We start from the raw sequence: 19,550 nt of genomic DNA on the forward strand, positions 1-19,550 counted from the left end.
TGGATCAGCTTCGTACGGTACGGCGGTGGGCGGAGGGCCGGTGCGCGGCGGGCCGGGAGACGGCGGGGACCAGTTCCGGGGCCCGCCGCGCGGGTGCGTGCAGCTCGCGGGCGACCGCGAGGGCGAGGCGGAGTCCGGCCGGGTCGCCATCGCTGTCCGAGGCGGTGTGCGCGACGTTCTGGATCATCATGGCGACCTCCGGGGTCAGCTGTCGGAACCGCCGGCCCGCAGTGTGGCCAGGTCGGACTTGACGGTGTTGATCGGGATGGCGAAGCCGAGGCCGACGCTGCCCGCGCTCGACGAGGACGACGAGGAGTCCGAAGCGGCCGAGTACATCGCGGAGTTGATGCCGACGATGTTGCCGTTCATGTCGATCAGGGCGCCGCCGGAGTTGCCCGGGTTGAGCGAGGCGTCGGTCTGCAGGGCCTTGTACGTCGTCGTGGAGGAACCGGTGTCACCGTTGAACTCCCGGCCGCCGAACTCGAACGGCCACTGGCCGCTGCCGCCGTCCTGCTGTTGCTGCCGGCCCTGGCTCTCGTCGGTGGAGACGGTGACGTCCCGGTCGAGTGCGGAGACGATTCCGCTGGTGACGGTGCCGGTCAGGCCCTCGGGGGAGCCGATCGCGACGACCTGGTCACCGACCTGGACGCCGTCGGAGTCGCCGAGTGTCGCGGTCTTGAGCCCGGACGGCGCGCTCTCGAGCTTGATCAGCGCGAGGTCCTTCTTGCTGTCGGTGCCGAGGACCTTCGCGGTGTACGACTTTCCGTTGTTCAGCTGCACCTTGATCTCGGAGGCTCCCGAGATGACGTGGTTGTTGGTGATGATCTCGCCGCCGGTCGTGATGATCACGCCCGAGCCGGTGGACGAGCCCGCGTTCGAGGTCGCGCTGATCTCGACGATGCTCGGGCTGACCGCCTTCGCGACGCCGGAGACCGTGCCCTTCTGGCTGGTCGGCACCACGCTGGTGCTGGTGCTGCTGGAGGCGACGGTGTCGTTGCCGGTCAGCTCCTGGAAGCCGTACGCGGTGCCGCCGCCGATCGCCGCCGCGACGATCGCGACGGCGGCGAGCAGGGCGAACGGGCCCTTGGCGCGCCGCTTGGCGGGGGCGGGGCCGGCGGGCTCCTGCCCGCCGGGAACCGTGGAGAACACCGCGGTGGAGCCGGCGGCCTCGGGCTCGGGGTGGCCGGCGTACGGGCCGGCGCCGTGGCCGCCGTTCCCGCCGCCACCGTGACCGGAGCCCGGCCACACGGTGGTGCCCGGTTCGACGTGGACCGGCGTGACCGGGGCGTACGCCGGCGGGGGAGGCCACTCGGGGTTCACGGGGGTGGAGGGGTGCGACTGCTGCTGGGGGTACGCGGACCCGTGGTCGTCGCCCTGGGGGTACTCGCCGCTGCGGCGGAAGCTCTCGGTCATGAAAAAAGACTGTCCCCCGATCATGAGAGCTCCCTGAGTGGCCCCTGAGAAGCCCGACAGAACCTCGTATGCCCGATATAAAGGCGCTTCCTGTGAGCTCCCGGTGGGTGCTCGCGACCCGCTACCGGTGGAGCTCGCGGCCCGCTCCCGGTGTGCTCGCGACCCTTCCCGGCGCCTTCGGGACGGGCTCGGCGAACAGTGGGTTGCACCCGGGTGATGTCACGGAAGGCCGGGGGCGAACACTTGCCCGACCGCTGTGAAGGCCGTGTGTTCAGGGGCGGGTGGTGCCTACGATCTCCGGGCCGGAGGGGGGCTCCGCGGTTACGCCCGATGTCGATGCAAGCGATTGCCGTCGTCGATCGGGCCGGTGCGTCGTATGCCCTTCCCGGGCCTCTGACGAAGACAGCTCACGCACCCATCCCAGGAGTCCTGAGTGATACCTGCCCTGCGCGCCCGCTGGAGACGCTCCGCCACGGCGTTGCCGGCGGCCGCTGTCGCGCTGGCGCTGACCTGCGCCGGCGCCCTCGCGGCACAGCCCGCCACCGCGGCCGACAACCCGGCCGGACTGCCCGACGCGAGCGTCGCCCGGTCCGCGGCGGCGCCCGCGCCGACCGCCTCCGACAAGGAGCTGCGCCACCGTGTCGTCGAGGCCGCCAAGACCCAGGCGACCCCCGACACCGCGCCCAAGAAGACGCATTTCATCATCGGCGGCAGCGAGACGACGATCTCCTCCGCGCCGTGGATGGTCCAGCTCTCCTACTACGACAGCACGGCCGGGGCCGGCTACTTCTGCGGCGGCACCCTCGTCGCCCCGAACAAGGTCCTGACGGCCGCGCACTGCGTCGCCGGCCTGGACTGGGTGGACAACGGCGCCGTCGTCGCCGGTGCCACCGGTCTGCTGGACGACACCAACGGCACCGTCGCGGGCGTCTACCGCCAGTGGAACCACCCGCACTACAACGAGACGACCATCCAGAACGACATCGCGGTCCTCACGCTGGACCGCCCGCTGGAACAGCAGTGGACGAAGCTGGTGGCCGCGGGCGACAGCGCCTCGTACAAGACCGGCAACTCCGCCACCGTCTACGGCTGGGGCCTGACCTCCGGCGCCGAGGACGCCGACCTGTCGGCGAACCTGCGCAAGGTCACCCTGCCGCTGGTCGCCGACTCCACCTGCGACACCGCGATGCGGTCGGTCCTCGGTGAGGACGACTTCGTCGAGGGCTCGATGTTCTGTGCGGGCACCCCGGCGACCGGCACCGACGAGGGCACCAAGAGCCCGTGCAACGGCGACTCCGGCGGTCCGGTGATCGTCGGCGGCAAGGTCGTCGGCATCGTCTCGTGGGGTGTCTCCGGCTGCACCGCGAAGGGCGCCTACCCGGTGTTCACCAAGGTGTCCTCGTACACGTGGGCCGCCCAGCCCCGCATCGACGACACGGACCTGACCTTCGACGGCCGCGCCGACCTGCTGGAGCGCACACCCTCGGGCGGTCTGTTCGAGCAGGACAGCAAGGGCACCTCGCTGGCCGCCCGCGCCTACCAGGGCAACGGCTGGCAGAACGCCACCTGGGTGATGCAGGCCGACCTGGACCGGGACTTCTTCCAGGACCTGATCGTCCGCGACAAGGGGGACGGCAAGCTGTACCGCAGCTACCTGAACCACGGCTCGGGCGAGTTCGAGTGGATGCCGATCAGCTCGGTGTGGGGCGGCTACAAGTCCTACGCCATCCCCGGCGACCTGACCGGTGACTCCCGCCCCGACCTGGTCGCGGTGGACGCCGACGGCTCGGTCTACCTCTACCCGGGCAAGGGCACCGGCCAGTTCTACGGCCGCGTCAAGGTCGTCGACAAGGCGTGGAAGAACGTCAAGATCTTCGGCCGCGGCGACCTGTCCGGCGACGGCCGTGCCGACCTGCTGGTCCGCAACAGCTCCGGCGTCCTGTACCTCTACCGGGGTACGCAGGTCGAGAAGACCCCGTTCGCCGCGCGCATCCAGGCTCGTACGGGCTGGAACTTCACGTCGTACGTGGCCAACGGGGACATGACCGGCGACGGTATCGCCGACGTCCTCACCCGCGACTCGGGCGGCACGCTCTGGCTCTACCCCGGCACCAACAAGGCTTCCAGCAGCCTCTTCGGCACCCGGAAGAGTCTCGGCACCGGCTTCAACCAGTACAACCTGCTGTTCTAGCTCCTGCCTCTCCCGCCCCTCCCGCTCTTCCTTCCTTCGGAAAGCAGAGATCCCCGCGCCCCGTCAGGGGCGCGGGGATCTCCGCTTTCGTATGCGTGGTGCGTGGCGCGTGGCGCGTGTGGCCTCGTCGGCCCGCGGGGCCTACGCGCAGCCGCAGGACTGGCGTACCACCAGCCGCGAGGGGAACAGCTTCAGCCGCTCGCGCCGGGAGCCGGCCACCCGCAGCCCGTCGTCCAGGACGAGGTCCACGGCCGCGCGGGCCATCGCGGAGCGGTCCGATGCGATCGTTGTCAGAGGGGGGTCGGTCAGGGCCGCTTCCTTGACGTCGTCGAACCCTGCGACGGCCAGCTGCCCCGGCACGTCGATGCGCAGTTCGCGCGCGGCGCGCAGGACACCGATCGCCTGGTCGTCCGTGGAGCAGAAGATGGCCGGCGGCCGGTGCGGCCCGGCGAGCAGTTCCAGGCCGACCTTGTAGGCGTCGTACCGGTTGTACGGGGCCTCGAAGAGGCGTCCCTCGGTCGGTTTGCCGGCTTCCTGCATGGCGCGCCGCCAGCCCTCGACGTGGTCGGAGACGGGGTCGCCGACGGCGGGCGTCTCGGCCGTACCGCCGAGACAGGCCACGTACTCGTACCCGTGCTCCAGAAGGTGCCGGGTGGCGAGCTGGGCGCCCCCTATGTCGTCGGTGACGACGGCGACGTCGTCGATCGCCTCGGGGCGCTCGTGGAGGAGCACCACGCGCGCGTCCCACGCGTCGATCTCGGCGGCCGCGTGGTCGTTCAGCGCGTGGCTGACGAGGATCAGTCCGGAGACCCGCATGCCGAGGAAGGCGCGCAGATAGTGGACCTCGCGCTCGGCGATGTAGTCGGAGTTGCCGACCAGGACCATTTTCCCGCGCTCGGCGGCGGCCTGTTCGACGGCGTGCGCCATCTCCCCGAAGAAGGGCTGGCGCGCGTCCGGCACGATCAGTCCTATGAGCTCCGTCTTCCGCGAGGCCATGGCCTGGGCGACCCGGTCGGGCCGGTACCCCAGCTCCTTGATCGCGGCGAGAACGCGCTCGCGCGTGGCCGGGGCGACCGGCCGGGGTCCGTTGTTGATGACATAGCTGACGACGGCGGTGGACGTACCCGCCAGTCGCGCTACATCATCCCTAGTCACCTTGGCCACGCGCGGAGTCTACGCGGATGGACCTACCTCTGGGCAGGGCGTACGGAGGCTTCCTGCGGCTCCGCCGGGGCCTGTGCCGGGGTGGCGGCGTCCAGGTGCGCCGTCTCGTCCACATCATCCGGCTTTGGCTGGGCCGCCTTGGCCTTCGCCTCGTCCGCGGCGCGGTCCACTTTCTCGGGGGTAACGAATCGATAACCGACGTTCCGGACGGTCCCGATCAGCGACTCGTGCTCGGGCCCGAGCTTCGCGCGCAGTCGTCGTACGTGGACGTCGACCGTCCGCGTACCGCCGAAGTAGTCGTAGCCCCAGACCTCCTGCAGCAGCTGGGCGCGGGTGAAGACCCGGCCCGGGTGCTGCGCGAGGTACTTCAGGAGCTCGAACTCCTTGAAGGTCAGGTCGAGGACCCGGCCCTTGAGCTTGGCGCTGTACGTCGCCTCGTCCACGGAGAGGTCGCCGTTGCGGATCTCCATCGGGGAGTCGTCGTTGACGATCTGCTGGCGGCCCATCGCGAGCCGCAGGCGCGCCTCGACCTCGGCCGGACCGGCGGTGTCGAGAAGTACGTCGTCGATGCCCCAGTCGGCGGTGACGGCCGCGAGGCCGCCCTCCGTCACGACGAGGATGAGCGGACAGCCGGGGCCCGTGGAACGCAGCAGCTGGCACAGGCTGCGGACCTGCGGGAGATCACGTCGTCCGTCGATCAGGATGACGTCGGCACCCGGGGTGTCGACGAGAGCTGGGCCCTCCGCCGGAGCCACGCGCACGTTGTGCAGCAGCAGGCCGAGAGCGGGAAGCACCTCCGTCGACGGCTGAAGGGCATTGGTCAGGAGCAAGAGAGAACTCATCGCGCCTCACCCACTTGGGTCGTACTGCCTTCGTGCACGGTTCGCTCGCCCATAACGTCTGGTTCCTCCTCGGTCCCTGCGAGGACGTTTGCGGCACTGCTCTGTACGTGCGGTTCCCGCGCCCCTGGGATCCGCTGCACGTCCGGAGCCCCGTACACCTGCGGTTTCCCGCTTCGTATACAACGCTTCCGAAAGCACAAAAGGACCCGGGGGCTACTCTGCCCGAGTCCTCATGCCCAGCAGAATAGCCCACATGAGCTCAGGTCCGGCAGGTCAAGTGACGCGATCTTTCAATAGTCCACGCCTTGAGACAGCGTCGCGCGTCCCTTCGCGGAGGTTTCTGCGCACGGTCGACGGGGTGACGATCGATGCCGCCTACGACCCCGGAACGGGTTCTTCAGGTGACCTTGCGTTCATCGTCGCGCACGGATTCACCGGAGATCTGGACCGCCCGCACGTGCGCCGGGCGGCCGGCGTCCTGGGCCGCCGTGCGGCGGTGGTCACCTTTTCCTTCCGTGGTCACGGCGGATCGGGCGGCCGTTCCACGGTCGGCGACCGCGAGATCCACGATCTGGCGGCCGCGGTCGCCTGGGCGCGTGAACTCGGGCACACCCGGATCGTGACGGTCGGCTTCTCGATGGGCGGCTCGGTGGTGCTGCGGCACGCGGCGCTGTACGGGGGAGAGGGCCCGGAGCACGGTCGTGAGCCGGTGCCCGGCCGGGAGCACGAGGGGCGCACGGAGGCGCGACCGGACGCGGTGGTTTCGGTGAGCGCACCGGCCCGCTGGTACTACCGGGGCACGGCCCCTATGCGGCGGGTGCACTGGCTGGTAACCCGCCCGGCGGGCCGGGTCGTGGGCCGTCTCGGCCTCGGGACCCGTATCCACCACCGCGACTGGGACCCGGTGCCGGCGTCCCCGGTCGAGTGCGTTCCGCGCATCGCGCCGACCCCGCTCCTCATCGTCCACGGCGACCGGGACGGCTACTTCCCGGTGGACCACCCCCGGATGCTGGCCGAGGCCTCCGGCGGCCACGCCGACCTGTGGCTGGAGCACGGCATGGGGCACGCCGAGAACGCCGCCGCGGACGACCTGCTCGCCCGTATCGGTGACTGGGCTCTCGCACACGCGGGCTAGCCTGACGGGGTTCACGCGGACACGCGCGCGGACGACCACAGACACCGGATCGCTGATTGAGGGACGAGATGGCAAAGGGCACGGTGCGTTACTGGGCCGCCGCCAAGGCCGCGGCAGGCGTCGCCGAGGAGCCGTACGAGGCGGGCACGCTCGCCGAGGCACTCGACGCTGCCCGCGAACGACACCCCGGCGAACTCGTCCGCGTCCTGCGGCGATGCTCGTTCCTCATCGACGGTGATCCCGTGGGTACCCGAGGGCATGAGACGGTACGGCTGGCCGAGGGCGGCACGGTCGAGGTGCTCCCGCCGTTCGCAGGAGGGTGAGCGAGACGATGAGCAACCAGCCGTACGAGGGTCAGTACGAGGGGTACGACCCGTATCAGCAGCAGCAGCAGCCGCAGCAGCAACAGCCGCAGCGGCAGTCCCAGCGGCAACAGCCCCAGCAGCAGCCCGAGTGGCAGCAGCACACCCAGCAGTGGGAGGGGCAGACCTGGGAGACGCAGGCGCAGACTCCGGTCTCCGCGGCGGACACCGCGTATCTGCCCCCGCAGGGCTACCAGTCCTACGGCGAGCCCCAGGGGTACGGCGGCGCCGTGGGAGACCCCCTGCCGCCCGAGGCCCCGGAGCAGCCCTGGACCCCTGAGCACGCGCAGGCCGCCCCCGGGGCACCCGGCACCGACGGCCGGGCCGACCCCTCCCGTCCCGGCGCGACGCTCCGCGAGAGCGCGAGCGAGGCCGGCGGGGGGTACGGCCCCGCGACCGTCACGGGCAACGCCCGGATCACCGACGCCCAGCGCGCCCGCGCCGAGGGACGGTCGCCGATCATCGAGCCCGGGATGCAGCCTGCCGCGCTGACGGCGGTGCTCGCGCTGCTGCTCTCCGGGGCGGCGGCGATCGGGGAGTACGCGCTCGTCGTCCCGCTCGTCCTGCTCCAGGCCGTCACCGCGGCGGGTTGGTTCCGGCTGAACGGGATGTGGCCCGCCCGGCAGGGCATCGCGCTGGCGTTCGCCGGTGCGCTGACCGCGGACGTCGCGCTGCTCGCCGCGGGCCGGGAGAACGCGCCGGCCGCGATCCTCGGCACCCTCGGTGTCTGGGTGCTGCTGACCCTCGTGCTGCAACTGCGCAGCCACGCCGACCCGGACACCCGGATGTACGGCCTGATGGCGACCGTCGTCTCCGCGGCACTGTCGATCATCGCGACCGGGCATCTGGCGGCCGAGCCGGACGCCGTGACGGTGGGCGCCGCCGCGGTCGCCGTGGCGATCCTGGCCCGCGCGCTGCCGCTGCCCACGGCCGCCTCCGTGGTCGTCGCGCTGCTGGCCGCCGCGGGCGCCGGCATCGCGGTCGGCGGAATGACGGACCTGGGCACGCAGGGCGCCTTCCTGGGCCTCGGCGCGGGTGTGTGCGCGCTGATCGGGCACCGGGTGGCGAGCTACGACTACCCGTCCCGCTTCGTCCACTTCACCGCGGGTGTGGCGCTGCCGCTGGCCGCCGCCGCTCCGGCGGTCTACCTGCTGGGCCGCGCGCTGGGCTGATCGGCCGTTCCGGCCGTTCGGATCCGGTCGTCCGGCCGCGCCGAATCGTCACAGCTGATCGACAAGCACCATGAAGGGCCCCCGTTCCGGGGGCCCTTCGGGGTTAGGCTCACGCTCGGCGGCCACTCGGCTGTCCGGACGGGGCCGTCAAAGGTGGGGGAACACCGAGCATGCGCGCACTGCGAATAACCCTGATTCTCTTCGTCATTCTCGGCGGTCTGTTCGTGCTGGCCGACCGGGTGGCGGTCGGGTTCGCGGAGGACGAGGCGGCGGACCGGATCAGGACCACCGAGGGCCTCGCGGCCACCCCCGACGTGTCCATCGGGGGCTTCCCCTTCCTCACCCAGGTCGTCGGCGGCGAGCTCGACGACGTGACGATCGGCATCAAGAACTACGAGGCGTCGACGGGCGGCACGGACTCCGCCGCCGGCACGATCCGCATCGACGACCTCAACGCCGAGATGCACGGCGTCGCCTTCAGCGGCGACTACAGCTCCGCCACCGCCAACAGCGCCACGGGCACCGCGTCGATCACGTACGCCGAGTTGCTCAAGGCCGCGAAGTCCGAGCCCGTGGACGTCGGGTTCGGCATCAAGACCCAGGTCACCGGCCTCTCCTACGGCGGTGACGGCAAGGTCAAGGTCGCCGTCGCGGTGACGATCCCCGGCGCCAAGTCGTCCCGGACGCTCTCGGTGCTCAGCTCCGTCGCGGTCTCCGGCGACACGGTGAAGGTGCACGCCGACTCCCTGCCCAAGCTGGGCGTCCAGCTCGCCGAGGGCAAGATCCGCTCGATCACCGACTTCCAGCAGAAGATCGACGAACTGCCCGGCGGCATCAAGCTCGACAAGGTCGAGGCGGCCCCGGGCGGCGTCGAGATCTCGGTGAAGGGTTCGGACGTCCGGCTGGTCGGGTAGAAGGCCCTACCGGACGGGCCGGGTGGCAGGCTCCACCGGGCCGGCCCGGTCGTCGGTCCTGCCGTCGGTCCCGCCGGATTCCCCTGGCAGATGGCCCTGCCGGGGCTGATCCCGCAGATCGCCCGGCCTCACCGGGCGGCTCCGGTGGAAGTCCCTTCGGAGGGCGGCTGTCCGAAAGGCGAGACGGCCCCGTCCGTACCGCAGATGCGCTGTCGATGTGGCGACCGATACAGGCCCCCGGAACCCGTGCGGGCCGGGCCCCGACAGTGCACGCGTACCACTATTCGGACGATCGCGTCTCAATATACGACACACCGGTGACATGCCCGCCTGTCCGTCCCTACGATCGGACCCATGAAGCGACAGGCGGATCTCACGAAGCGGCGGGCAGTAGACCTGTGCCGCGTCGCCGCCATGCTCTGTCGCACCTTCTGAGCGGAAGCTTTCCGTCTTCCGCGAGCCGGGCCCTTGGACCTCTCTCGTCAGGGCCACCATTGCGCCGCGCAGCCCTCACCGGCCCGCATGACCGCGCACCCTCTCCATCGCACCACCCCGCCGCAACTGCCCCGGAGGAGAACGAGCATGAGCCGCAGCGACGTCCTGGTAGACGCCGACTGGGTCCAGGATCACCTGGACGACCCGAACGTGGCCGTCGTCGAGGTCGACGAGGACACGTCGGCGTACGAGAAGAACCACATCAAGAACGCCATCCGGATCGACTGGACCAAGGACCTCCAGGACCCGGTCCGCCGTGACTTCATCGACCAGGAGGGCTTCGAGGAGCTCCTCTCGTCGAAGGGCATCGGCAACGACACGCTGGTCGTCCTCTACGGCGGCAACAACAACTGGTTCGCGTCCTACGCCTACTGGTACTTCAAGCTCTACGGCCACGAGAACGTGAAGCTGCTCGACGGCGGTCGTAAGAAGTGGGAGCTCGACTCCCGCGACCTGGTCGACGGTTCGCAGATCCCCGAGCGCGCCGCCACCGCCTACAAGGCCAAGGCCCAGAACACCTCGATCCGCGCCTTCCGTGACGACGTCGTCGCCGCGATCGGTTCGCAGAACCTGGTCGACGTCCGTTCGCCCGACGAGTTCAGCGGCAAGCTGCTCGCGCCGGCGCACCTGCCGCAGGAGCAGTCGCAGCGTCCGGGCCACGTCCCGAGCGCCCGCAACATCCCGTGGTCGAAGAACGCCAACGACGACGGCACCTTCAAGTCGGACGACGAGCTCAAGGAGCTCTACGCCGCCGAGCAGGTCGACCTCGCCAAGGACACGATCGCGTACTGCCGCATCGGTGAGCGTTCCGCGCTCACCTGGTTCGTGCTGCACGAGCTGCTCGGTGTGCAGAACGTCAAGAACTACGACGGCTCCTGGACCGAGTACGGCTCCCTCGTCGGCGTGCCGATCGAGCTCGGCGCCAACAAGTAACCCTCAAGGCCTGAAGGACGGAATCGAAATATGTGTGGAGCGAAGGCCGGCGGCCCCGACGCCTCGACGATCAAGCCCGGTGAGACGACGATCCAGGGTCAGGTGACCCGCGACGGCGAGCCGGTGACGGGCTACGTCCGTCTCCTGGACTCGACCGGCGAGTTCACCGCGGAGGTCCCCACCTCCGCGACGGGCCAGTTCCGCTTCTACGCGGCCGAGGGCACGTGGACCGTCCGGGCCCTGGTCCCGGGTGGCACCGCCGACCGCACGGTCGTCGCCCAGACGGGCGGCCTCGCCGAGGTCGCGATCGCCGTCTGAACGGCAGACCGCCGTCCGTGACGGCAGTCGACTGAACGGCCGAAGGGCCGCACCCCCGGGGGTTGGACGCTTACCGGATCGGGGTGCGGCCCTTCGGCTCGTCCTGGCTTCGCCCGCCCCGTCCCTCAGGGGTCCGCCGACGCTGCGCCGGACGGGTTGTCCGGGCCTACGCTGGTGGTATGTACGCGCGCAGGCGTCACCTGTACTTCGCCATGATGGGGACGTGCATCGGGCTGTTCGTCCTCGCCTGGAGCGTCGTACGGCTGTGGTCGGTTCCCGTGGCCGTCGGAATGTGCGTGGTGGCCATGGTGATCCCGCCGGTGGCCGCGATGGTGGCCAACCGGCGGGGGCCCGAGGACAGATGGTGGGACGACCCGTCCGGCGACGCCAAGTCCGACGAGTGGTGGGACGAGCTGGACGGCAAGAAACGGCGGCAGCAGTGAGCCGGCGGCAGCGGTGAATCGGCGGCAGCGGTAGGAGCGGAAAAGCGTCTATGTCGCGTACGAGGTTGTCCACGGTGGTGCTCGACGCGCCCGACGCCCATGAACTGGCCGACTTCTACCGGCGGCTGCTCGGATACGAGGTGCGCGCCGAGGAGCCCGACTGGGTGCTGATCGGCCCGCCGTTCGGCGGGATCGCGCTCGCCTTCGAGACCGAGCCGCTCTACACACCCCCGGTCTGGCCCGCGGGCCCGGGCGACCAGCGGATGATGCTGCACCTCGACATCGAGGTCGACGATCTGGCCGAGGAGACCGCCCACGCCGTCGGCCAGGGCGCCCGGCTCGCCGACCACCAGCCCCAGGATGACGTACGGGTGCTCTTCGACCCGGCGGGCCACCCCTTCTGCCTCTGGGTGGACACGCGCGGGAGGCGCGGACGCGGCTAGTAGAGCGCGGGCGCGGCCGGCAGAGGCGCGGGCGCGGTCGGCAGAGGCGCGGGCGCCGTGAGCCGGGGCGCGGTGCCGTCAGTAGACCAGCGCCTGTGTCCCGTCCGCCATCGCCTCCTGCACGAACACCTGCGCCCCCGCGATCCGTACGCCCTCCAGGACGTCCTTCTCCGTGATGTCGCGCCGGGCCGCGCACTGGGTGCACAGGGTGATGCGTCCGGCCGCCAGGATCGAGTCGATCAGATCGGGCAGCGGCGCCGCGTGCGGCAGCTCGAACTCCGTGGCGCGGCCCGGCAGCGCGAACCACGCGGACTCGCCGGTCAGCCACAGGGAGACCTCGACGCCACTGGCCACGGCCACCGCCGCGACGGTGAACGCCTGTGAGCAGCGCTCCGGGGCATCGGCCCCCGCCGTCACCTTGATCACGAGCTTGTTCGCCATGGCCGCCATGGTATTCCGAATCGTGATCATCGCCAGGGCAACCCCATGTATGGGTCATGGGTCTCCTGTGCGCGCGGATACGGAATCCGTGCTTCACGTTCGTGGGGGGACGTCTTGGTAGTACCCGAACGACCCGAAACACCGGAAAGACCGAGCGTGTCCGAGGGCGCGCCGATTGTCGATCCCGGTACGACACCGCGTGAGCCGGCCCGGCCCGCGCCGACCGAGGAATCTTCGGCCCCGGCCCCGGCTGCGGCATCGGCAGAGCCCACGCCGGTTGTGAAGTCCGCAGAGCCCGCGAAACCCGTGAAGTCCGAGGAACCCGTGGCCCCTGCCGAGCAGTCGGCTCCTGCGGCTCCTGCGGCTCCTGCGGCTCCTGCGGCTCCTGCGGCTCCTGCGGTGCCCGTGGCGCCCGTGGAGGCGGTGGGCTCGGCGGTGTCCGTCGAGTCCGTCCAGCCGGTCCCCGATGACGCCCCGGCCGTACCGCGTGCGCGTCGGCGCGGCCGTACGGCCCTGCTCATCGCCACGGCCGCCGTGCTCGGTCTCGTCGCCGGGACCTGCACCGGATTCCTGGTCCAGGCCGACCGCGAGCCCACCAAGCTGCCCTCGTTGTCGCAGCCGGTGGTGTCCCAGGCCAAGGGCGGAGGCCCCGAGCCGCTGTCCGCCGCCCAGGACCACCGGGTGAGGACGGACGGCGACCTGCGCAAGCTGCTGGTCAAGCGGCCGCACGGTTCCCGGGACCTCGAATACGCGGTCGGTGACGACGGCTGGATGGACCTGCCGCAGTACGCGGACGCCTACGAGAAGCCCGTCACCGCCTTCGCCGACCTCCTCGCCGAGGAGTTCCGCCGCGCGGCCGTCACCGGATGGCAGCAGGGCAGTACCTATGCCGTGGAGGTCCGCCTGGTGCAGTTCCGCCAGGAGGAGACCCTCGAAGCCGCCGACGCCTCGGAGAGCGGGCACTACTGGGCGGAGAAGGAGGCCGGCACCCGTAGCTGGCCGGTCCCCGGCACCGGTGACGGCATGGCGTACGTCCACACCCGGCCCGACAGGGAGCCGGGTTACCTCCCGGTGTACTCGGCGGAGGCGCACGCCTGGCGCGGTGACATCCACATGGAGATCTGGATCTACGACACCAAGCCGATCCCCAAGGAGAAGATCATGGATCTGGCCGAACGGCAGATGAGGCAGCTGTGAGCGAGAACCATGTCGAGACTCCCGCTGGAAGCCTCGCCGGGGTTTCCAGCGAGGCCGCCGGCGAGAACTCCACGGCCGTCTCCACCGAGAACTCCACCGAGAACTCCGGCGAGAACTCCGGCGAGAACTCCGGCGAGAACTCCGGCGAGAACTCCGGCGAGAACTCCGGCGGGGGTCCCGCCCAGAGCTTCGGTGAGCCCGCCGGTGAGCCCGCCGCGGGTGACAGCGCCGTGCCCAGGAAGCGGCTGCGCCGGGGCCGTATCGCCGCGGTCTCCGGTGCCGTCCTGCTGCTCGGTGCCGTCGTCGCCGGTGTCGGCCACACCGTCGTGACCGTGGACGAGGCCGACCGTGACCCGGGGAAGCCCACCTGGCATTTCCCGAAGGCCGTGAAGGACAAGAAGCCGAAGGCCGCCACCGGCCTGGAGGGCATGCTCCTGCCCTACGACGAGGGCTACACGCGCGGCCCGGACCTCGGTGAGTTCGGGTCCGGCACCGAACTGACCGGCCGCCAGGCCGCCGCGGTGCGCAAGGAGGCGATCAGCGGGCTGCCGCGCACCCAGCGGCGGCAGTTGGAGAAGCGGATCGACGAGCAGCACATCAAGGGCATGGTGATGCGCAGCTACCTGAGCTCCGACCCGTATGCCGTCTACAAGAAGAAGTCCTTCATCGTCAGCGTCACGCTGTCCCAGATGGAGAACCAGCGGACCGTGCGGGAGATCTCGGCGGGACAGAACAGGTTCTTCGACGGACTCGGGATCTTCCGGAAGGGCCCGAAGATCGAGGGGCACAAGGACGCCGGGTGCTTCCTGCCGCCCAAGGACAGTGACGAAAAGCTCGACGAGATGATCTGCTCCGCGTACGTGGGAGACGTGCTGGTGAGCGCGACGGTGTCCGGCGTCAAGCCGCTGGACAGCCAGGCCGTCTCCCGCTTCCTGGCCGCCCAGCTCGACCGGATCACGGACCCGGGGGAGGCCGTATGACCGAGAACCTTTCCGTGCCGCTTGATACCGAAGCGCCGACGGAAGTACAGACGGAGGCACCGACCGAAGTGCGGACGGAAGCGCCGACGGAGGCATCGACCGAAGTGCGGACGGAAGCGCCCACGGACGTACTGCCGGAAGCGCCGGTGGGCGGGCTGGACGGGCCGCCGGCCGTGTCCCCGGCCGATCCGTTCCCGGCGCAGCCCCCTGTGAAGAAGGATCGTCGTGTCCTCCGCGCCACGCTGCGCTGGACCGCGGCGGTCGTGGCGTTCGCGGCGGCCTGCACGGCCGCCACGTACGGCATCACGGAGATGAAGCGCACCGACGTCCCGGGGCTGGCCACCGCCTCCGACGGGCGGTGGGACTACCCCGAGATCCAGCTGCCGCCGCTGCCCTCGGGCAGCCCGCGCCCCTTCGACGAGGCGAACACGACCAGCGTCCACCACGCCGACCTGCGGAAGCTGCTGCTGCCCTCGCCCAAGGGCGCGACGGCCGACAAGGGCCTGCGCGGTGCGGACGGCTGGCTGCCGAGGAAGGACTTCCTGGCCGGGTACGCCTCGAAGGACGACCGCGACGACATCGGCCAGTTGCTGACCGACTACGGCCTGCGGCACATCGCCGCCCGCGGCTGGACCACCCCGGACGGCACCCACACCCGGATCTACCTGCTCCGGTTCGATACTGCCGCGGTCGTCGACGCGCTCCAGCAGGACGAGTTCACGAGCTGGGACAGCCCGAACTTCGCGCTCCGGGGCGCCGCCGACGTGCACAGCGACGAGAGCTTCCCGGACAGCACCCGGATGGACGACGTCGCCCGCTACGCGTACACGGAGGCCAAGCCGTACGGCGCCGAGCAGGTCCGGCAGGCGTACCTGGTGGCCGGAGACACCCTCGGGCTGGTGGTGCAGTCCCGCAAGGGCCGGGCGCTCGCGGTTCCCTTCCAGCAGACGGTGGTCCTGCAGAGCCAGCTCCTCGGCTGAGGCCGGACGCCCCGACAGGGTGTACCTGAAAGAGAGTGCCGGGCCCCAGCCGCGTAAGCTGGGGCCCGGCCTTGTGTACCTCCCCAGTCTCGGCTGCGCCCGGGCGGGGACCCCGTTCCGCTCATCGAGGAGCACCCCGTGGAGATCTTCTTCGAAACCCTGCTGGTCCTGGTCTGCGTCGGCGTGCTCGCCTTCGCCGGACTGGCCGTGAAGAAGCTGTACCAGGGCCAGCGCTGACCCCCATCAAGGAACTGCTCAGCTCATGATCGAGATCCCGTCGGACCTCCATAAGGACCTGGTCCCCCTTGTCTTCCTGCTCGGCGACTGGGCCGGAGTCGGTGTCCACGACTTCCCCGGCTCCGAGAAGTGCAACTTCGGGCAGGAGGTCAGCTTCACGCACGACGGGCGGGACTTCCTGGAGTACCGCTCGCACAGCTGGGTGCTCGACGCGGACGGCGAGAAGGTCCGGCCGCTGGAGTCGGAGGCCGGTTTCTGGCGTATCGACTCCGACCGCAAGGTCGAGGTCGTGATGACCCGCGACGACGGCGTCGTCGAGATCTGGTACGGCGAGCTGGCCGACAAGAAGCCGCAGATCGACCTGGTCACCGACGCCGTGGCCCGTACGGCCGCGGCCGGTCCCTACAGCGGCGGCAAGCGCCTCTACGGCTATGTGAACAGCGACCTCATGTGGGTCGGCGAGAAGCAGACCCCCGAGGTCGAGCTGCGCCCCTACATGTCCGGACACCTGAAGAAGGTCGTCACCCCGGAGGACGTCGAGCGCTGGGCCAAGGCCCTGCCCGACGACATGCCGGACGACGGGATCGCCTTCTTCAAGTAGGCCGCCGTGTAGTTCATCAGGTCGGCACCGACGGGAATGGTCCTAGACTTCCAGTGTGGTGAGCACCGACTGGAAGAGCGACCTCAGGCAGCGCGGCTACCGGCTGACGCCGCAGCGCCAGCTTGTCCTCGAAGCAGTGGACACCCTGGAGCACGCGACCCCCGACGACATCCTCGTGGAAGTGAGGAAGACGGCGTCGGGGGTCAACATTTCCACCGTGTACCGGACCCTGGAGCTTCTGGAGGAGCTCGGGCTGGTCAGCCATGCCCATCTGGGGCACGGCGCGCCGACCTACCATCTGGCCGACCGGCACCACCACATCCACCTCGTCTGCCGTGACTGCACGAACGTCATCGAGGCCGACGTCTCGGTCGCCGCCGAGTTCACCGCGAAGCTCCGGGACACCTTCGGCTTCGAGACGGACATGAAGCACTTCGCCATCTTCGGACGCTGCAAGGACTGCGCGGCCCGGAAGAAGTGATCGTGAAGAGGCGATCGTGAAGGTGCGACGTGGAGGGACGATCGGATCAGGTGATCATGCGGTCGTCGTCCCAGAAATAAAATCGGCGACCTCGCGGTCGTAGTGTGTATGTCCATGAAGAGCTCCCTCCTGTCCCTGCCCGGAGCCGTTCCCGCCGAGGGCGTGGACGAAGGCGTCGCCGCCCACTACGGCGACCTGTTCCGTGAGCAGCGTGCCCTTGCCGACGGCATCGGCTTCGTGGACCTCTCGCACCGCGGAGTCGTCACCGTCACCGGCGGCGACCGGCTGGCCTGGCTTCACCTGCTGCTCACCCAGCACGTCACCGACCTCCCGGTGGGCCGCGCCACCGAGGCGCTGATCCTCTCCGCGAACGGCCACATCGAGCACGCGCTGTACCTCGTGGACGACGGCACGACGGTGTGGATGCACACGGAACCCGACACCCAGGAGGCGCTGATCGCCTACCTGGAGTCGATGAAGTTCTTCTACCGCGTCGAAGTCGCCGACCGCACCGCCGACTTCGCGGTCGTCGAGCTCCCGGCCGGTTCGATCGCCGAGGTCCCCGAGGGCGTCGTCGTCCGCGAGACGCCGTACGGCCGTGATCTCTTCCTCCCGCGCGCGGACCTGGACGCGTACGCCGCCAAGGCCGGCCCCGCGGCCGGACTCCTCGCCCACGAGGCCCTGCGCGTCGAGCAGCACCGGCCCCGCCTCGGCTTCGAGACCGACCACCGCACCATCCCGCACGAGCTGGGCTGGATCGGCACCGCGGTGCACCTCCAGAAGGGCTGCTACCGCGGCCAGGAGACGGTCGCCCGCGTCCAGAACCTGGGCAAGCCCCCGCGCCGGCTGGTCTTCCTCCACCTCGACGGCAGCGAGGTCCATCTGCCCCCGCACGGGACCGAGCTGCGCCTCGCGTCCGAGGACCCCGACGGCCGCAAGATCGGCTTCATCACGACGTCCGTACGCCATCACGAACTGGGCCCGATCGCGCTGGCGCTCGTGAAGCGCAACGTGCCGCTGGACGCCGCGCTGATGGCGGACTCGACGGCGGCGGCACAGGAGGTCGTGGTCGAGCCGTAGGGCTCACATCTCCGGGAGGGGCCATGTCCTCGGGAGGGGCGATGCCCTCGGGAGGGATCAGTCCTCGGGAGGGCTCACATCTCCAGGAGGACGGTGAACGGGCCGTCGTTCGTCAGTGAGACCCGCATCTGGGCGCCGAAGCGGCCCGTGGCCACCGTGGCACCCAGGGCGCGGAGTTGGGCGACGACCTCGTCGACGAGGGGCTCGGCCACCTCGCCGGGGGCGGCGGCGTTCCAGGTGGGGCGGCGGCCCTTGCGGGCGTCGCCGTACAGCGTGAACTGGCTGATGACGAGCAGCGGCGCGTCGATGTCGGAGCAGGACCGTTCGTCGGCCAGCATCCGAACGGACCAGAGTTTGCGAGCGAGTTGGGCCGCCTTCTCCTTGGTGTCCTCGTGCGTGACCCCGACCAGGACGCACAGTCCCTCGCCGCTGATCTCGCCGACCGTCTCGCCGTCCACGACGACGCTCGCGCCGTCCACCCTCTGCACCACCGCACGCATGCGGACCATGATGCCGTGTCACGCCGGGGTCACGCGCTGCGGGCCCTTCGCGTGATTTCTGAGGGTAACCAACCCGCCATCTGGGGCCGATAGGGTCACTCGGGCACATAGCGACCATCCGGGGTGGCACCATGCGGGGTGTCGCGGTGCACCCGTTGGGTGGACCGCTGTTCGAGGGGACGGTAGAGGCACATGAGCACATCGAGGACCGGGCAGCAGCCCGGGGCCGTGTCATTGACCCGCACGAGTGAACGGGCGCGGAGGATGACGGCCCGGCCGCCGGTGCAGCGCACCGACAGCGGCCCGCGGGCCGCCGAACCGGCCCGGCCCGGCGTCGCCTCGCTCCGGCTGCCCGAACTGCGGACGCTGCGCCGCGACGCCCAGCGGGACGAGGCCGACCTCAGTTATGTCCGGCGGCTGCTCCAGGGGCGTATCGACATCCTGCGCGCGGAGCTCGCGCGCCGCGGGGAGCGCCGGGTGCCCGGCGCGGTCTCCGGACCCTGGTCGCTGGTGGACGGCGGGAAGCCGTCCGTCGTCGAGCGGCTCTCGGAGATCCTGACGGACGCGCCGGCCCGGTACCGCTCCTCGGCCCGCCATGTGACGGTGGGCACGCCGCACGGCGAGGAGTACCGGGCGCTGGCCGCCGACATGCTCGCCGAGGTGGAGCTGTCGGACCTGGACGCCCGGACGGACGAAGAGCTGGTCGCGGGACTGGGACGCCTCGTCCGCTATGAGCAGCAGGTCTCCCGGCAGCGCCAGCAGCTTCAGCGCACGGCCGACGACTGCAGCGCCGAGATCGCCCGCAGGTACCGTGAAGGCGAAGCACAAGTAGACGACCTGCTCATGTGACGTGGCGGCCCCGGCGATCCCGGGGCCGAGGGCGCGCCGGAATCCAGGAGGCGCGCGCCCGCTCCACGCGGGTGGGGCGCGGTCCGGGACACGACCCGGCCGACGCCTTCCGAGCGGGTCCCCGTTCCGGAAGGCCACCGCCGATGTCCGTCGCTCCCAGCACGCCCGAAGGTTCCCCCGCTCCCGACGACACCTCCCGCATACCCGGCACCTCCGGCATACCCGCCACGCCGAGTGTGCCCGGCACGACGGGCGGCACGGGCAGCACGGGAACGCCAGGTGCGGCCGGTACACCCGCCGCACCGGGCACGTCCGGTACACCCGGTACACCCGCCGCTCCCGGCACGCCCGGACCCGTCGCTCCCGGACCCGCCGCTCC

At 70.6% G+C, this 19,550-nt stretch carries 23 protein-coding genes; 17 read left to right on the forward strand and 6 right to left on the reverse strand.

The genetic code is table 11. The features are described 5' to 3' along the window. Positions 1 to 4: 4 nt before the first annotated feature. Together OOK38_RS14810 and OOK38_RS14815 are read right to left on the reverse strand one after the other, a co-directional pair. On the reverse strand, positions 5 to 187 hold the full coding sequence (locus OOK38_RS14810) for a hypothetical protein (RefSeq protein WP_266765750.1): 183 nt from the start codon (positions 185 to 187) through the stop codon (positions 5 to 7). A gap of 17 nt (positions 188 to 204) precedes the next feature. Beyond that, on the reverse strand, positions 205 to 1,413 hold the full coding sequence (locus OOK38_RS14815; protein WP_266760192.1) for a S1C family serine protease: 1,209 nt from the start codon (positions 1,411 to 1,413) through the stop codon (positions 205 to 207). A 433-nt stretch (positions 1,414 to 1,846) separates the two neighbouring features. Between OOK38_RS14815 and OOK38_RS14820 the strand changes: the two genes are divergently transcribed. Next, a complete protein-coding gene (locus OOK38_RS14820) occupies positions 1,847 to 3,604 on the forward strand; it encodes a trypsin-like serine protease (RefSeq protein WP_266760190.1) in 1,758 nt (585 codons plus the stop codon). A gap of 141 nt (positions 3,605 to 3,745) precedes the next feature. Here OOK38_RS14820 and OOK38_RS14825 read toward each other — a convergent pair whose 3' ends face one another. Continuing rightward, positions 3,746 to 4,768, reverse strand: a complete 1,023-nt coding sequence (locus OOK38_RS14825) for a LacI family DNA-binding transcriptional regulator (RefSeq protein WP_266760188.1) — start codon at positions 4,766 to 4,768, stop codon at positions 3,746 to 3,748. A 23-nt stretch (positions 4,769 to 4,791) separates the two neighbouring features. After that, a complete protein-coding gene (locus OOK38_RS14830; protein WP_266760186.1) occupies positions 4,792 to 5,610 on the reverse strand; it encodes a response regulator transcription factor in 819 nt (272 codons plus the stop codon). Positions 5,611 to 5,863: 253 nt separating this feature from the next. Here OOK38_RS14830 and OOK38_RS14835 point away from each other — a divergent pair, with 253 nt between their 5' ends. The 9 genes from OOK38_RS14835 to OOK38_RS14870 all read left to right on the forward strand — a co-directional run bounded on the left by OOK38_RS14835 (position 5,864) and on the right by OOK38_RS14870 (position 11,825). Continuing rightward, positions 5,864 to 6,745, forward strand: a complete 882-nt coding sequence (locus OOK38_RS14835; protein ID WP_266760184.1) for a S9 family peptidase — start codon at positions 5,864 to 5,866, stop codon at positions 6,743 to 6,745. Positions 6,746 to 6,813: 68 nt separating this feature from the next. Beyond that, complete coding sequence (locus OOK38_RS14840) at positions 6,814 to 7,068, forward strand: MoaD/ThiS family protein (RefSeq protein WP_081218128.1); 255 nt, start codon at positions 6,814 to 6,816, stop codon at positions 7,066 to 7,068. Between the two features lie 8 nt (positions 7,069 to 7,076). Next, a complete protein-coding gene (locus OOK38_RS14845) occupies positions 7,077 to 8,279 on the forward strand; it encodes a hypothetical protein (protein WP_266848484.1) in 1,203 nt (400 codons plus the stop codon). A gap of 170 nt (positions 8,280 to 8,449) precedes the next feature. Further along, positions 8,450 to 9,193, forward strand: coding sequence for a DUF2993 domain-containing protein (locus OOK38_RS14850; RefSeq protein ID WP_266760180.1), 744 nt, complete (start codon positions 8,450 to 8,452; stop codon positions 9,191 to 9,193). A gap of 354 nt (positions 9,194 to 9,547) precedes the next feature. Beyond that, positions 9,548 to 9,628, forward strand: coding sequence for a putative leader peptide (locus tag OOK38_RS34620; protein WP_350310325.1), 81 nt, complete (start codon positions 9,548 to 9,550; stop codon positions 9,626 to 9,628). A 147-nt stretch (positions 9,629 to 9,775) separates the two neighbouring features. Next, positions 9,776 to 10,621: a sulfurtransferase gene (locus OOK38_RS14855; RefSeq protein ID WP_266848486.1), complete on the forward strand. Its 846-nt coding sequence runs from the start codon at positions 9,776 to 9,778 to the stop codon at positions 10,619 to 10,621. Between the two features lie 30 nt (positions 10,622 to 10,651). Next, positions 10,652 to 10,939, forward strand: a complete 288-nt coding sequence (locus tag OOK38_RS14860; protein WP_054232391.1) for a DUF1416 domain-containing protein — start codon at positions 10,652 to 10,654, stop codon at positions 10,937 to 10,939. 179 nt (positions 10,940 to 11,118) lie between these two features. Then, on the forward strand, positions 11,119 to 11,382 hold the full coding sequence (locus tag OOK38_RS14865; protein ID WP_266760176.1) for a DUF3099 domain-containing protein: 264 nt from the start codon (positions 11,119 to 11,121) through the stop codon (positions 11,380 to 11,382). A gap of 50 nt (positions 11,383 to 11,432) precedes the next feature. After that, on the forward strand, positions 11,433 to 11,825 hold the full coding sequence (locus OOK38_RS14870; protein ID WP_266848487.1) for a VOC family protein: 393 nt from the start codon (positions 11,433 to 11,435) through the stop codon (positions 11,823 to 11,825). Positions 11,826 to 11,903: 78 nt separating this feature from the next. On the opposite strand, the gene OOK38_RS14875 is transcribed toward OOK38_RS14870, so the two are convergent. Further along, positions 11,904 to 12,266 (reverse strand): DsrE family protein, encoded by a 363-nt coding sequence (locus tag OOK38_RS14875; protein WP_266848489.1) that lies wholly within the window; start codon positions 12,264 to 12,266, stop codon positions 11,904 to 11,906. A gap of 399 nt (positions 12,267 to 12,665) precedes the next feature. On the opposite strand from OOK38_RS14875, the gene OOK38_RS14880 reads away from it, so the two are divergent. The 6 genes from OOK38_RS14880 (at position 12,666) to OOK38_RS14905 (ending at position 17,822) form a co-directional block, all read left to right on the forward strand. After that, positions 12,666 to 13,463, forward strand: coding sequence for a hypothetical protein (locus tag OOK38_RS14880; protein ID WP_266848491.1), 798 nt, complete (start codon positions 12,666 to 12,668; stop codon positions 13,461 to 13,463). After that, entirely contained in the window at positions 13,460 to 14,443 is a 984-nt protein-coding gene (locus OOK38_RS14885) for a hypothetical protein (protein ID WP_266848492.1), read from the forward strand. The genes OOK38_RS14880 and OOK38_RS14885 overlap by 4 nt, the downstream gene beginning before the upstream one ends. Further along, positions 14,440 to 15,423, forward strand: a complete 984-nt coding sequence (locus OOK38_RS14890; RefSeq protein WP_266760169.1) for a hypothetical protein — start codon at positions 14,440 to 14,442, stop codon at positions 15,421 to 15,423. Before OOK38_RS14885 ends, OOK38_RS14890 begins: the two co-directional genes overlap by 4 nt. Positions 15,424 to 15,685: 262 nt before the next feature. Beyond that, on the forward strand, positions 15,686 to 16,261 hold the full coding sequence (locus tag OOK38_RS14895; RefSeq protein WP_266760167.1) for an FABP family protein: 576 nt from the start codon (positions 15,686 to 15,688) through the stop codon (positions 16,259 to 16,261). Positions 16,262 to 16,316: 55 nt separating this feature from the next. Continuing rightward, the gene (locus OOK38_RS14900) at positions 16,317 to 16,742 is read left to right on the forward strand and encodes a Fur family transcriptional regulator (protein ID WP_266760165.1); all 426 of its coding nucleotides are present in this window, start codon (positions 16,317 to 16,319) and stop codon (positions 16,740 to 16,742) included. A 114-nt stretch (positions 16,743 to 16,856) separates the two neighbouring features. Next, on the forward strand, positions 16,857 to 17,822 hold the full coding sequence (locus tag OOK38_RS14905) for a folate-binding protein YgfZ (protein WP_266760163.1): 966 nt from the start codon (positions 16,857 to 16,859) through the stop codon (positions 17,820 to 17,822). Positions 17,823 to 17,896: 74 nt separating this feature from the next. Here the strand turns inward: OOK38_RS14905 and dtd are convergent, their stop codons facing one another. Then, positions 17,897 to 18,322 (reverse strand): D-aminoacyl-tRNA deacylase, encoded by a 426-nt coding sequence (gene dtd, locus OOK38_RS14910; RefSeq protein WP_266760162.1) that lies wholly within the window; start codon positions 18,320 to 18,322, stop codon positions 17,897 to 17,899. Between the two features lie 192 nt (positions 18,323 to 18,514). Here dtd and OOK38_RS14915 point away from each other — a divergent pair, with 192 nt between their 5' ends. Next, complete coding sequence (locus tag OOK38_RS14915; protein ID WP_266760160.1) at positions 18,515 to 19,171, forward strand: AmfC protein; 657 nt, start codon at positions 18,515 to 18,517, stop codon at positions 19,169 to 19,171. The last annotated feature ends 379 nt before the right edge of the window (positions 19,172 to 19,550 follow it).

It is taken from the genome of Streptomyces sp. NBC_00568 (genome assembly GCF_026341855.1).
Taxonomy (GTDB): Bacteria; Actinomycetota; Actinomycetes; order Streptomycetales; family Streptomycetaceae; genus Streptomyces.